The organism is Sphingomonas sp. PAMC26645 (assembly GCF_004795835.1).
Taxonomy (GTDB): domain Bacteria; phylum Pseudomonadota; class Alphaproteobacteria; order Sphingomonadales; family Sphingomonadaceae; genus Sphingomonas.
In genome coordinates, this window is the sequence record NZ_CP039249.1 from 44,100 (window position 1) to 57,482 (window position 13,383).

Here is a 13,383-nt window from a genome sequence, read left to right on the forward strand (position 1 = left end):
GCGCGTTCTTCCTATCGAGCGCGTTTTACCACATGGTGCCGGCATGCCGACGATCCCCGCCGTCTCGACGATCGCTCAGACGATCCAGCTTTCGCTAGCGCCCGTGTTCATGCTGGCGGGTATCGGCCAGTTGCTCAACGTGCTGGCCGGACGCCTGTCGCGGGTGATCGACCGCGCACGCAAGCTGGAGCATCTCCACGCGAGCAGCACTGGACCCGAGCATGTCCGGTTCGTCTGGGAACTGCGCCTGCTCGACCGCCGGATGACGATCATTAACTTCGCGCTGTTCCTCGCGGTCTCCAGCGCGATCATGACGTGTATCCTGATCGCGCTGCTGTTCATCGCCGAACTCGCGAAGCTGCACTTCGGGACCTACGTCGCGGTGTGCTTCATCTTGGCGATGATCCTGCTGATCGCGGCGCTCATCTCGTTTATCTTCGAGGTGCGGATTTCGCTCCGCGCATTTCGTATTCGCCCAGAATTGCTGAGGCCCCTGCCATGACCGGCTCGATCGAGAAGCGCCTGTTGCAGGCCGTTATCGCGGTGGCGTGCCTGTTGCCGCTGATCGTCGGCGGCCAGGGTATCCTGCACGGCCCTGCGCCGTTCGGGCATCTCGCCGATGTGCCGAGGGATCTCGACAGCCATTTCCGGTATATCTCGGGGATATTCTTCGCGACAGGTCTCGGGTTCGTCAGTTGCATTCCGGATATCGAGCGCAAGGGGCCGCGGTTCCGGCTGCTCGGCGGGCTGATCTTCGTCGGGGGCGTGTCGCGGCTGATATCGTTGATCGCGGTCGGCGTGCCGTCGCAGGGCCATGTGCTCGGGCTGGGCATGGAGACGATCGTCGTGCCGTTGCTAATGCTGTGGCAATGGAATTTCGAGCGGCGGAATTTCGCGCGGCGGACCGGATTGCGCGCGTGATCTGAACGATGATCGACAGCGTGCGTTAGGGCGACATCCAATCCCATGCAGACAGGAACGCCGTGACGAGACTATTGAAGATCGTCGGCGGTGCGATCCTGTTGCTGATCGTGATCGGTGCGCTGGTTGTGACGATCGTGCCGCAATTTCTCGACCGAATCTATTATCGTGGGGCGACGTCGAGCCATTTCGACGGTGCGCGGTTCTCCAATCCCGATGGCGACGCGGATACCCGGCAAATTCAGCCCAAGGGCAGTGGCGGTGGCCGGGCGAGCTTCTTCTGGAAGTATTTCACGGGCAGCGATGGCCGGCCTGCGTGGCCGAAGTCGGTCGCGGTGAACCGCGTCGCGCCGCCCGCCCGCGTCGAGGGCGAGCGGATGGTCGTGACGTGGGTCGGCCATGCCAGCGTGCTGATCCAGACGCAGGGGCTCAACATCCTCACCGATCCGGTCTGGGCGGAGAAGGCGGGGCCGCTGGGCACGGGGCCGCGTCGTGTCGCCGAGCCGGGGATCGCCTTCGATGCGCTTCCCAGGATCGACCTCGTGCTGGTCAGCCACAATCACTACGATCATCTCGACAAGGCGACGCTGAAGCGACTGTGGCAGCGCGATCGGCCGCGGATCGTCACCAGCTTGGGCAACGACAGCGTGATCGGCCAGACCGGGGCGCAGGCGACTGCGCTCGACTGGGGGCAGCGGGTGGCGATCAAGCCGGGCGTGTCCGTTACCGTGACGCGCAACCACCATTGGGGCAGCCGGTGGTTCACCGATCGGAATCGTGCGCTGTGGTCGAGCTTCGTCGTGACGCTCCCGGGCGGGAATGTGTTCTTTGCGGGCGATACCGGGATGGGCGACGGCCAGTGGCCGGGTGAGGCGGCGGCGCTGGGGCCGATCCGGCTTGCGCTGATCCCGATCGGCGCGTTCCGGTTCGTCGATGGGCAGATGGAGTCGGGGAGCCATATCGGGCCGGTCGACGCGGTCGAGGTGTATCGCCGGCTCGGCGCGGCGCACGCGATCCCGATTCACTGGGGGACGTTCCGGCTGTCGTTCGAGGGGTATGATACGCCGCCGAAACTGCTGGCGGCGGCGATGCGGTGTACGGGGCAGACTGGGTTCGAGCCGGTGGCGATTGGGCGGCCCACGGAGGTTGCGGGGTATGTGAAGCCGGCGGCGGTTAACGCGATGCCGCGGGAGGCGTTGTTGCGGTGCCTCGATACGCCGCAGGTTCGCGCATTGCGCTAAATTGTCCGTCACTCTGGAGAAGTTCGGCGGCTATCCCCTTCGACCGAGTAAACCTTTTTCCCCGCGAAGGCGGGGATCCAGACTGGGCTCCCGCCTTCGCGGTAGAACAACGAGAGAGAAGAGTAACGCCGAATTTGCCTTCTACCACCCCGGCGAAGGCCGGGGCCCAATTGGAAAGGTGGCAGTAACGAGGGGCTGTCCAACATTAGCGGCCTTCCCCAATTGGGCCCCGGCCTTCGCCGGGGTGGTGTATGATATGAAGCGACACCGCCTAGATTGCCGGTGCGGTGATCCTCCGCTTCACCCTATCTTGAACACGCAGAGCTTGTTGCCGTCGGGATCGCGGAAATATGCGCCGTAGAAGCCCATCTCCTCGGGCCCGCGGGTGCCGGCAGCGCCTTCGTCCGCTGCACCCAGTTCGATCGCCTTGGCGTAGACCTGATCGACTTGCTCGCGCGAATCTGCCGCCAGCGCGACCATCGTACCGTTGCCCGCGGTCGCGGCCGCGCCGTCATAGGGCTTGCCGATCACGAGCATCGGCTTGTCGGGGCCTGCGCCGTAGAAGGTGAGTTGGCGTGCGTCGGGCATCTGCATGAGGCGCTTGCCGCCGACCGTTGCGAACAGCGCATCGTAGAACGCCAGTGCGGCGTCGATATCGTTGGTGCCGAGCGTTGCGTAACCGATCATGGGTCTCTCCTCTTATGAATAAGGAGCGATATCGGCGGGTTACGCGGGGACGCAACTAGCTGTCCCCCCGCGAAGGCGGGGGCCCAGGCCCGAACCCTCCCGGCATGCGACGGTGCAGTAATCCCTGGGCCCCCGCGTTCGCGGGGGAACCCAAAGCGCAACGCCATCAGCCGACGAAGGCGCGCTCGATCACGAACGTACCCGGCTTCGAATTCGCGCCCTCCTCGAAGCCGTTAGCCTCGAGCATTACCGCGAATTCCTTGATCATCTCGGTCGAGCCGCACAGCATCGCGCGGTCGGTCTCGGGGTTCAGCTTCTGCTCGCCGCGGACCGGGTGGCCGAACAGCGACGCATCCTCGATCAGCGCACCGATCCGCCGCGTGGTGCGGAACGGCTCGCGCGTCACGGTCGGAATATAGTGGAACTGCGTCTGCGCTTCGTCGGCGATCAGCGGGTCCTCCGCCAGCAGGCCGACCATCTCGTCGTGATACGCAAGATCGCTCACGCGGCGCACGCTGTGCACGACGATCACCTGCTCATAGGCCGCATACACGTCGGGATCACGCATCAGGCTAAGGAACGGCGCAAGGCCGGTGCCGGTCGAGAACATGAACAACCGCTTCCCCGGCAGCAGCGCGTCGAGCACCAGCGTACCGGTCGGCTTCTTGCCGAGATACACTTCGTCGCCGGGCTGGATCAGCTGGAGCTTCGAGGTCAGCGGGCCGTCCTCGACCTTGATCGACAGGAACTCGAGCTCTTCCGAATAATGCGGGGACGCGATCGAATAGGCGCGCATGATCGGCTTGCCCCCTTCCTGCGGCAGGCCGATCATCACGAACTCGCCCGAGCGGAAACGGAAGGTCGATGGCCGCTCGATCGCGAAGCTGAACAGATGTTCGTTCCAGTGGCGCACCCACAGCACCTTGGCGTTGAGGAACGCGGGGGTCTCGGGGATCAGCGCGGGCGCGCGGGTTGCTTCGACGGTCGGGGCGGTCATGCGTCTATTCCTTGGCCTACGCGCGGGCGCTGGCGGATCGATGGCTTGCGAAACGGTCGCATTATGGGCGCGAGCCGGACGGGTCAACAACAGCTAAACTTGGCATCGGCCAAACAGGTCCCGTGGCCGTTGCCGACTCGAGCGATGTTCCCCATATTCCCCCTCGATGGCCATTCAGATCCGCACCAGTCTCGCCGAGCCCGAAACCGGCGAGAGCTTCGTCCCGCACCGCCCGACCGCGCGTCCCGACAAGGTCGAGGGTGGAAAGCGGTTCAACCTCGTCAGCGAATACGAACCCGCAGGCGACCAGCCTACCGCGATCGCCGAGCTCGTCTCCGCCATCGGCGACGGCGAGAAGGACCAGGTGCTGCTCGGCGTTACCGGCTCGGGCAAAACCTTCACGATGGCCAGCGTCATCAACCGCGTCCAGCGTCCCGCGCTGATCCTTGCGCCGAACAAGATCCTGGCCGCGCAGTTATATGGTGAGATGAAGTCGTTCTTCCCCGACAACGCGGTCGAATATTTCGTCAGCTATTACGATTATTACCAACCCGAGGCGTATGTCGCGCGCTCCGACACGTACATCGAGAAGGAATCGTCGACCAACGAGTCGATCGACCGGATGCGGCATTCCGCGACCCGCGCGCTGCTCGAACGCGACGACGTCATCATCGTCGCGTCGGTGTCGTGCCTGTACGGCATCGGCTCGGTCGAGACCTATTCGGCGATGATCTTCGATCTCAAGAAGGGCACGACGGTCGACCAGCGCGAGATCGTGCGCAAGCTCGTTGCGCTCCAGTACAAGCGCAACGACGCGGCGTTCCAGCGTGGTAATTTCCGCGTGAAGGGCGACACGCTGGAGATCTTCCCGTCGCATTACGAGGACAGCGCGTGGCGCATCTCGTTCTTCGGCGACGATATCGAGGAGATCATCGAGTTCGATCCGCTGACCGGCAAGAAGGTCGCGTCGCTGAACTCGGTGCGCGTCTACGCGAACTCGCATTACGTGACGCCTGGACCGACGCTCAAGCAGGCGGGCGAGGCGATCAAGCACGAGCTCGCCGAGCGGCTCAAGGAGCTGGTGCTAGAGGGCAAGCTGTTGGAGGCGCAGCGGCTCGAGCAGCGCACCAACTTCGACCTGGAGATGATCGCCGCCACCGGCTCCTGCGCGGGGATCGAGAATTACTCGCGCTTCCTCACCGGTCGCATGCCGGGCGAGCCGCCACCCACGTTGTTCGAATATCTCCCCGACAACGCGCTGCTGTTCGTCGACGAGAGCCACGTCACGATTGGCCAGATCAATGGCATGTCGCGCGGCGATCACCGTCGCAAGCTGACTCTTGCGGAGTATGGCTTCCGCCTGCCGAGCGCGATCGACAACCGCCCGCTGCGCTTCAACGAATGGGACGCGATGCGCCCGCCGACGACCTACGTCTCGGCGACCCCCGGCAGCTGGGAAATGGAGCAGACCGGCGGCGTGTTCGCCGAACAGGTCATCCGCCCGACCGGGCTGATCGATCCGCCCGTCGAGATCAAGCCGGTCGAGGAACAGGTCCAGGACCTGATCGTCGAGGTCGGCAAGACGACGGCGCTAGGGTATCGCACGCTCGTCACCACGCTGACCAAGCGGATGGCGGAGGACCTGACCGAGTATATGCACGAGGCGGGGATCAAGGTCCGCTACATGCATAGCGACGTCGAGACGCTGGAGCGCATCGAACTGATCCGCGACCTGCGGCTGGGCGTGTACGACGTGCTGATCGGCATCAACCTGCTGCGCGAGGGATTGGACATCCCCGAATGCGGGCTGGTCGCGATCCTCGATGCGGACAAGGAGGGCTTCCTGCGCTCCGAAACGTCGCTGATCCAGACGATCGGCCGCGCGGCGCGCAACGTCGACGGCCGCGTGATCCTGTACGCCGACCGCGTCACCGGATCGATGGAGCGCGCGGTGAACGAGACCTCGCGGCGCCGCGAGAAGCAGGTCGCGTACAACACCGAACACGGCATCACCCCGACGACGATCCGCCGCAACATCGGCGACATCATCGCACACGTCGCGAGCCAGGATCAGGTGACGATCCCGATCGACGAGGACCGCCCGCACATGGTCGGCCACAACCTGCGCGCGTATATCGAGGACCTCGAGAAGCAGATGCGAAAGGCCGCGAGCGATCTCGAGTTCGAAACCGCCGGGCGTCTGCGCGACGAGATTCGTCAGCTGGAGAACGAGGAACTAGGCCTGCCGGTCGACCAGCAGAAGGCGCCGGTCATGGGGCGTTCGAACGAGGGCAAGCCTGGGACACGCAAAACGCGCTACGGCAAGAGTCAGAAAATGCGGATGGGCGGTTCGCGGTCGCGGTGAACGCGGAAGTTACCGGTGCGGGCAGTCACCCGCACCGGTCGAAATGTAGCTTAGCCGACGATGAGGTCTTCGCTGCTCGACCCGTAATAGCTTGCCACACGGTCGGCATAAGCCTGGTCGAAGACCGGTGCGTTGTTTGCCCAGCTTGGGCCGCCTTCGAGGACGCGCTTGTCGATCGTGACGACGTAGAGGTCGCGGACGGCGTCGAACTGGAGGAGCGCGAACGGCAGCGGATAGAAGCTCTTGCCCATGCCGAAAAAGCCGCCGAGGCTGAGCACGGCGTGGGTGACGCGGCCGGTGCCCTTGTGGACCATGAACGCGTGGACCGAGCCGACATTGTCGCCGTCACGGCTCTCGACCTTCATCGTGCCGGAGATATTCGACTGGACGAGCAACTGGGTGGGCGTCTGGGCGGCGGTATCGGACATGGACGTTCTCCTGATTTCTTCCGTCGTTGAACCGGTATCACCGTGCGGCGGTTCCCGGCCGGTGCGCTTCGTCGTACTTGAGCGACCGCCGGGCGTGCCGCATAGCGATGCGATGCGCACTCCGTCCCCTCACCTCGTCGGCTTGCGATCGCTTGCCAGCCCTCTCGTCCTGGCGCGGCTTGCCGGTCTGGCGACGCTCGCGTCGATCGCGGGCTGCGTGCCGCCACCGCGGGCCGAAGCGCCGCCCCCGCCGCGCACCGTCGCCCCGGCCCCTGCCCCGGAGCCGCGTCCGGCACCGATTGCTGCCGACTGGCGCGACTGGCCGTATTCGCCGGGGACGTGGGTGTATCGCCGCGATGCGCGCGGTTCGATCGCGTTGTTCGGGCCTGCCAATGCCGACGCGTCGCTGACGGTGCGATGCGACACCGCGGCGCGCCAAGTCTATCTGTCGCGCGCGGGCAGTACGCCGACGCCGCTGACGATCCGCACGTCGAGTGTTACGCGGGCCGTGTCCGTACAGCCGACCGGAGGCACGCCGCCTTATGTCGCGGCCTCACTGATGCCGAACGATTCGTTGCTGGAAGCGATGGGGTTCAGTCGCGGGCGGTTCGTCGTCCAGCAAGCCGGACTGCCGCCACTGGTGGTGCCCGCCTGGGCCGAGATCGAGCGCGTCACCGAGGATTGCCGCGGCTGACTTCGGTGAACCGGCAGTCGCACAGGATTGACCGAAAACTTCCGTAAAACAAGGCTTGTATCGCAGACGCGGTCGGCACACATTGGCGTTGCGGTCAGGCTTGGCCGCGTTGTTTCAACAAGCGAAAGGAGGTGATCCGATGTCTCATGGTTCAGCAGTGAGTTCGGTTCGGTTCGTTCGGGGGACGCACCGCTAAGTCCGCCGGTCCGCGTGGGGAGTATCCTCTCCCAGTCAACACGTGGTCCATAGGATAGGCGGTACGCATGGTCCTCCGGGCTGGAGCTCTCCGGCCGCTGACCATGTCAGGAGGCTGTCGGTTCGTCGTGAGACGATCCGGCAGCCTCTTTTCGTTTGTGGGAACTACGGGGCGTGTTGGCATGCCGCGCTCGGGGGCAAACCATTGCCCTGCCCGCGCCGCCTAATGTGGGGCCAATTCCAGACTTCACCGCGCTACGTACTCGATCGTTTAAGTTTTGCGGCATTGTGCGGCCGAAACTATCCAGAGATTCCGAGAGGTTTGGCACGCCGTCGTCCGTGGCAGATCGAAGGGCCAGCGCACGTCCTTGTTCTCCCGCGAAGGCGGGAGCCCAGTCTGAATCCCCGCCTTCGCGGGGAAACATGCTGGTTCAGGTACACACGCTGCGCTTTGCCCCGTAGAGACGCCGACTGCCCAAGACCGCCCCTACAGGAACGACTTCGCCCGATTGAGGACGATGCTGCACATCCGCGTCTTCACCTGCCCGCCGAGGTCGTCGAGTGAAAACGCCTGGCCGTTCGGCGCCTGCACTTCGCCTTCCTGTCCCGCGGCATAGCCCGGCGAAGTCTGCACACCCTGTCGCCCGGTCAGACGCTGGAGGATCGACTGCGCGCCAGTAGCCGGGGCCTTCGCGCTGCCCGCTCGTGACGCTGCATTCCGCCCGCCGGTTAAGGCGCCAAGTGCACCGCCTTGCCCGAGCAGATTGTTCTTCAGGCAATAGCCGAGCAACCCGGCAGCATTGCCCGCGCCGATCGATCCGATGTTCGGCAACGCGCCACCTAGCAGACCGCCGAGTCCCCCGAGGCTGCCCAAGCCACCCTGCGTCGGCGCCGATTGTGGCGCGGTGGTCTGGGCCGAGGCCGTGGTCGCGAAAGCGAAGGCTGCGACGAGGGCGATTGCGGTCTTAGGCATGATGAGCGTGCTCCGATGAGGTCGTATTACCAACAGGACTGGCCGGGGTGCGTTCCGGGCTCGGCTTCGTTCAGCCGCCCGCGAAGAACGCGTCGACCGATCCGCGCTTGGCGCCCAACGCCGCCGCCACCCGTCGGCGAGCATCGTAATATACCAGTGCCGGCGCGGCCGGATCGATCTGTCGAAGGCTGGCGGCCTCCGCGTCCGTCAGGCTGCTCTCGCGCGCGACATGATCCGCATACCCCTCCTGCCGCCAGGTCGGGAGCAGCGCGCTGCGTATTTCGCCGAGATGGTTGGCGATCATGATGTGCGTCGTCTCGTGCGCGATCACGCCGGACAGCGTCCGGGTACCACCGATCGCACGACCGTTCGTCACGCGGTCGGCGGCGACGTCGCTGCGGTTGAAAACGATCGCCGCACTGAAGGGCCGGCGGAACGCAAAGGCGCCCGGCGATTGGATCGCCAAAAGCCGCCACCGCCAGCCACCGTCCGTCAGGAACAGCGAACGATCGAGCCGGCCGGTGTAGATCGGACTGGCGCGCAGCAACCCTTCCGCGCGCGCCAGTTCGCTGGCGATCCGCGGATCGATCGGACGCTCGGCATAGACGGTGACGGTGCCGACGTGCTGCTCATTCGGAAACGCTAGCAACTGCGGCGCGTGGACGACCGCGACGGCAAGCAGAAGGAGGAAGGCCACGACCCACCGGATGGACCCCCGCCCCCTTCTGCCTCCGCGCGTCGTCATGCCGGCGTCAGCAACCCCTCACGCGCGATCTTCTCACGCCAGACCAACGGTGCGAGCTGGTGGACGTTCTCGCCCGCGGAATCGACCGCAACGGTCACCGGGAAGTCGCTGACCTCGAACTCGTAGATCGCTTCCATGCCGAGATCCGCGAAGCCGACGACCTTCGATCCCTTGATCGCGCGCGCGACCAGATACGCCGCGCCGCCGACCGCCATCAGATACGCCGACTTGGCTTCCGCGATCGCCTTGGTCGCATCGCCGCCGCGCTCCGCCTTGCCGACCATCGCCAAAAGGCCCTGGTCGAGCATCATCCGCGTGAACTTGTCCATCCGCGTCGCCGTGGTGGGGCCCGCAGGTCCGACGACTTCCGCGCCGACCGGATCGACCGGGCCGACATAATAGATCACGCGACCCTTGAAATCGACCGGTAGCGGCTCGCCCGCATCGAGCATGTCCTTGATCCGCTTGTGCGCCGCATCGCGCCCGGTCAGCATCTTGCCGTTGAGCAGCAGGCGGTCGCCATGCTTCCACGTCTGCACGACGTCGGGCGTCAGCGTGTCGAGATCGACGCGGATCGCGGCCTTGTCGGGCGTCCAGTTGACGTCGGGCCATTCCTCCAGCTTTGGCGCCTCTAGATACACCGGACCCGAGCCGTCGAGCACGAAATGCGCGTGGCGCGTGGCGGCGCAGTTCGGGATCATCGCCACCGGCTTCGACGCGGCGTGCGTCGGCCAGTCGAAGATCTTCACGTCGAGAATAGTCGAAAGTCCGCCAAGTCCCTGCGCGCCGATGCCGAGCGCGTTGACCTTGTCGTAGATCTCGATCCGCAGTGCCTCGATGTCGTTCTTGGGGCCCCGCGCCTTCAGCTGCGCCATGTCGATCGAGCCCATCAGCGACTGCTTGGCGAGGATCATCGACTTCTCGGCGGTGCCGCCGATGCCGATGCCGAGCATGCCGGGCGGGCACCAGCCGGCGCCCATCTGCGGGATCATCTCGAGCACCCAGTCGACGATCGAGTCGCTCGGGTTCATCATCTTGAACTTCGACTTGTTCTCGCTGCCGCCGCCCTTCGCCGCGACGTCGATCGAGACGGTGTTGCCGGGCACCATCTCGACATGCATCACGCTCGGCGTGTTGTCCTTGGTGTTGCGGCGGGTGAAGGCGGGGTCGGCGAGGATCGACGCACGCAGCTTGTTCTCGGGGTTGAGATAGGCTTTCCGCACGCCCTCATCGATCACTTCCTGGAGCGAGCGGGTCGAGTCGAGGCGGCAATCCTGGCCCCATTTGACGAAGATCGTGACGATCCCGGTGTCCTGGCAGATCGGGCGGTGGCCCTCGGCGCACATCCGGCTGTTGGTCAGGATCTGCGCGATCGCATCCTTGGCGGCGGGCGATTGCTCGGCCTCGTACGCGACGCCCAAGGCGCGGATGTAATCCATCGGGTGGTAGTAGCTGATGAACTGGAGCGCGTCGGCGACGCTTTCGATCAGGTCGGCTTCGGTGATGACGGTCATGCAGCGCCTTTACGGATACAGGTTTGCAAGCGTCTTAGCGGCGATCGTGCGATTTTTGAAGACGGGGTCGTTGCGGTGATCGGCGCGCAAACGGCCAAAGGTTACGATAAGGTCACACCAACGTGCCCTCGCGTATCCGATGCCTCCAAACGGAAAAGGCCGGGATGACCTTAGCGCCACCCCGACCTTTCCTAGTTATATTAACGTGTTAGTACGATTACATCGGCGGCGTCAGGCCGTCCTTGCCAACGGCGACCGACTTGGCGCCCTTGGAGTCGGTCGTGACGATCGCGAACAGCTTCTGGCCCTTGGCGAGGACCGTGCGCTCGGCCGGCTCGAACCGGACGATCGGCGTGCCGACGGGAACGACGACCTGTGCCTTGCCGCCCTTGTACGAGATGCTCAGCTTGGTCTCGCCGGGCTTGCCTGCGCCGCCGGTAACGGTGCCGTTGGTCATGCCGCTCTGCTGCGCGACCGTGCCATTCGTCATCGCGCTCTGGCCATCGACGGTGCCGTTGGTCATCGCGCTCTGCCCGTCGACGGTGCCGTTGGTCATCGCGCTCGACCCGCTCATGCCGCCGCCTGCAGCCGCGACCGCGCCGGGGACGTCCCAGGGATAATGCCCCTCGCCGGTGCCGCGCATCGCCTCGGGGAAGATGACCAGTTCGACCGCACGCAGGGCGTCGTCGGGACCGGTCGTCGCGGTGCCGATGAAGTCGCCGTCCTTGAGCGTCGACAGGTCGGACTTCACCACCCAGGCGAACTTGGTATTGGCGTCGAGCGGCACGGTGGCCGACTTGCCGTCATAGGTCTGGACGGTCAGCGCGTCGGTGCCGATCGCGGTGATGACGCCGCGGACGCGGTTTACGGCCGGGGTCGCACTCGCGGTGGTGTTGCCCATGGCGATGTTCGCGGTCGAGGTGTTCGAGTCCGTCGAAGTCGTCTGACCACAGCCGCCAAGGACCGCGACCACGCCGCTCAGCAGCATCAGCTTTTTCGTCAACATCGCATCGGATCCTTCAGTTCTGCCGGCCTAGACGCCGACATGGTACCTGCGAACGGGTCGCGGACGGCCACGGTGGCGTGGTCGATGCTGCTCAACGTCCGACGGGAGAAACCGGACGCATCGGTCCGATCGGATCACGCGATTGCGGCCCGTCCGCTTTTTCGAGTCAGACGTCGGCGGGGCGCAGCGCGGCGGGGGACACTGGGCCCTGTGAAGAGGCGACGGCCGGGACTGAGCCTATCGGCCCCTCACGATGCCGGATGACCTCGCGCCATCAGCACGTCGATCTTGCTCTTGGGCATATTGATCAAGAGCCCGTTCTTGTTTTTTGCAAAGGAGGTGAAGTCTACCTCGACGCTACCGATCGCGCTCGACACCGTCGCAAAGCTTTTACCGACGGACTCGACTTTGCCGATCACCAATCCCTTTGAGTCGTGAACGTCCAGCCCCTGCCTAATTTCTCCCGGTAACGTCGGCACAGGCCGCGTCGTCAATCGATTGGAGTCGGCAAAGCCTACTTGGAACTCTTCGAAAACCCGCTGACGGTTTAAGTCTACAGGACCGCTGTTGTTCGGCCCCGCTCCCGCGCCCCCTTGTTGAGCCTGTACTCCGGCCGCCGATGCGATGATTGAGACGATCATACCAAGCAGGACTCTACGCATTTCTTCCTCCCCTAAACATTTTATACTTTCAGCTTATCCTGATTGCGAACTATCGACAATACTTGGCTATTGCCGCCGCCGAGTTGGCGAAACTTGATATTGCCCCACTCCAAAGCGGAAAGGCTGCTTTCCACCACTTTCCGACATTCCCTCACTCGCCTATTCTGTCGCCATGCGCGATATCCAGAACATTGTAATCCTGACCGGCGCGGGCGTTTCCGCCGAGTCCGGCGTCCCGACATTTCGCTCTAAAGGCGGCATAACCTATTGGGATGTTTACGAAAGCGATCTGGCTCCAAAAAGCTATAGGATCGAGGATGTCTGCACGCCCGATGCGCTCGCGGCGGATCCGGCGTTGGTGCACCGGTTCTACGATCTGCGGCGCGCGGCTCTGGTGACGGTCGAGCCTAACGCCGCGCACCACGCGCTGGCGCGGCTGGATGCGGCTTGGGAGGGCGAGTTGCTGATCGTTACGCAGAATGTCGACGATTTGCACGAGCGGGCGGGGGCGACGCGGATGCTGCATATGCATGGCGAGTTGTTGTCGGCGCTGTGTGCCGTTTGCGGCGCGCGTGAGCCTTGGACGGAGGCGTTGCCGGAGGGGTCGGTGTGCGACGCATGCGGGGCGGCGGCGTTGCGGCCGGACATCGTGTTCTTTGGCGAGATGCCGTACCAGATGGAGCGGATCGAGCCGGCGTTGGCGAAGGCCGATCTGTTCGTGTCGATCGGGACTTCGGGCGCGGTGTATCCGGCGGCGGGGTTCGTGCAGACCGCGGCGTATCATGGGGCGCGGACGCTGGAGCTGAACCTTGATCCGTCGATGGGGAGCGTGTTTTTCGAGCAGACGCGGATCGGTGCGGCGGGGGTGCTGGTGCCGGCTTGGGTGGGCGAGCTTATGTCCTAAGAATGTTCCCCCGCGAAGGCGGGGGCCAGACTGGACCCCCGCCTTCGCGGG

At 64.7% G+C, this 13,383-nt stretch carries 14 protein-coding genes; 6 read left to right on the forward strand and 8 right to left on the reverse strand.

Features of this window, described 5'->3' with window-relative positions; genetic code table 11:
* The first annotated feature begins 43 nt into the window (after window positions 1–43).
* The 3 genes from E5673_RS00250 to E5673_RS00260 all read left to right on the forward strand — a co-directional run bounded on the left by E5673_RS00250 (window position 44) and on the right by E5673_RS00260 (window position 2,162).
* Window positions 44–502: a DUF2721 domain-containing protein gene (locus E5673_RS00250; protein WP_136188490.1), complete on the forward strand. Its 459-nt coding sequence runs from the start codon at window positions 44–46 to the stop codon at window positions 500–502.
* The gene (locus E5673_RS00255) at window positions 499–921 is read left to right on the forward strand and encodes a DUF4345 domain-containing protein (RefSeq protein ID WP_136188491.1); all 423 of its coding nucleotides are present in this window, start codon (window positions 499–501) and stop codon (window positions 919–921) included. Before E5673_RS00250 ends, E5673_RS00255 begins: the two co-directional genes overlap by 4 nt.
* 62 nt (window positions 922–983) lie before the next feature.
* Entirely contained in the window at window positions 984–2,162 is a 1,179-nt protein-coding gene (locus tag E5673_RS00260) for an MBL fold metallo-hydrolase (protein WP_136188492.1), read from the forward strand.
* Window positions 2,163–2,462: 300 nt separating this feature from the next.
* Here E5673_RS00260 and E5673_RS00265 read toward each other — a convergent pair whose 3' ends face one another.
* Together E5673_RS00265 and E5673_RS00270 are read right to left on the reverse strand one after the other, a co-directional pair.
* The gene (locus tag E5673_RS00265; protein ID WP_136188493.1) at window positions 2,463–2,849 is read right to left on the reverse strand and encodes a VOC family protein; all 387 of its coding nucleotides are present in this window, start codon (window positions 2,847–2,849) and stop codon (window positions 2,463–2,465) included.
* 166 nt (window positions 2,850–3,015) lie between these two features.
* Window positions 3,016–3,846, reverse strand: coding sequence for a ferredoxin--NADP reductase (locus E5673_RS00270; protein WP_107963158.1), 831 nt, complete (start codon window positions 3,844–3,846; stop codon window positions 3,016–3,018).
* Window positions 3,847–4,012: 166 nt separating this feature from the next.
* Between E5673_RS00270 and uvrB the strand changes: the two genes are divergently transcribed.
* On the forward strand, window positions 4,013–6,211 hold the full coding sequence (gene uvrB, locus E5673_RS00275) for an excinuclease ABC subunit UvrB (RefSeq protein ID WP_136188494.1): 2,199 nt from the start codon (window positions 4,013–4,015) through the stop codon (window positions 6,209–6,211).
* Between the two features lie 50 nt (window positions 6,212–6,261).
* On the opposite strand, the gene E5673_RS00280 is transcribed toward uvrB, so the two are convergent.
* The gene (locus tag E5673_RS00280; RefSeq protein ID WP_136188495.1) at window positions 6,262–6,639 is read right to left on the reverse strand and encodes a PRC-barrel domain-containing protein; all 378 of its coding nucleotides are present in this window, start codon (window positions 6,637–6,639) and stop codon (window positions 6,262–6,264) included.
* Window positions 6,640–6,751: 112 nt separating this feature from the next.
* Between E5673_RS00280 and E5673_RS00285 the strand changes: the two genes are divergently transcribed.
* Window positions 6,752–7,333, forward strand: coding sequence for a hypothetical protein (locus tag E5673_RS00285; RefSeq protein ID WP_247599492.1), 582 nt, complete (start codon window positions 6,752–6,754; stop codon window positions 7,331–7,333).
* A gap of 682 nt (window positions 7,334–8,015) precedes the next feature.
* Here the strand turns inward: E5673_RS00285 and E5673_RS00290 are convergent.
* From E5673_RS00290 to E5673_RS00310, 5 genes are all read right to left on the reverse strand, one after another.
* Entirely contained in the window at window positions 8,016–8,501 is a 486-nt protein-coding gene (locus E5673_RS00290) for a DUF2501 domain-containing protein (protein ID WP_168711536.1), read from the reverse strand.
* A 70-nt stretch (window positions 8,502–8,571) separates the two neighbouring features.
* Window positions 8,572–9,198: a hypothetical protein gene (locus E5673_RS00295; RefSeq protein WP_247599493.1), complete on the reverse strand. Its 627-nt coding sequence runs from the start codon at window positions 9,196–9,198 to the stop codon at window positions 8,572–8,574.
* Window positions 9,199–9,242: 44 nt separating this feature from the next.
* Window positions 9,243–10,760 (reverse strand): fumarate hydratase, encoded by a 1,518-nt coding sequence (locus E5673_RS00300; protein WP_136188498.1) that lies wholly within the window; start codon window positions 10,758–10,760, stop codon window positions 9,243–9,245.
* A gap of 217 nt (window positions 10,761–10,977) precedes the next feature.
* The gene (locus tag E5673_RS00305; protein ID WP_136188499.1) at window positions 10,978–11,766 is read right to left on the reverse strand and encodes a hypothetical protein; all 789 of its coding nucleotides are present in this window, start codon (window positions 11,764–11,766) and stop codon (window positions 10,978–10,980) included.
* Window positions 11,767–12,014: 248 nt separating this feature from the next.
* Window positions 12,015–12,428: a hypothetical protein gene (locus E5673_RS00310; protein WP_136188500.1), complete on the reverse strand. Its 414-nt coding sequence runs from the start codon at window positions 12,426–12,428 to the stop codon at window positions 12,015–12,017.
* Between the two features lie 172 nt (window positions 12,429–12,600).
* Here E5673_RS00310 and E5673_RS00315 point away from each other — a divergent pair, with 172 nt between their 5' ends.
* Window positions 12,601–13,332 (forward strand): NAD-dependent deacylase, encoded by a 732-nt coding sequence (locus E5673_RS00315; RefSeq protein ID WP_136188501.1) that lies wholly within the window; start codon window positions 12,601–12,603, stop codon window positions 13,330–13,332.
* Window positions 13,333–13,383: the final 51 nt, after the last annotated feature.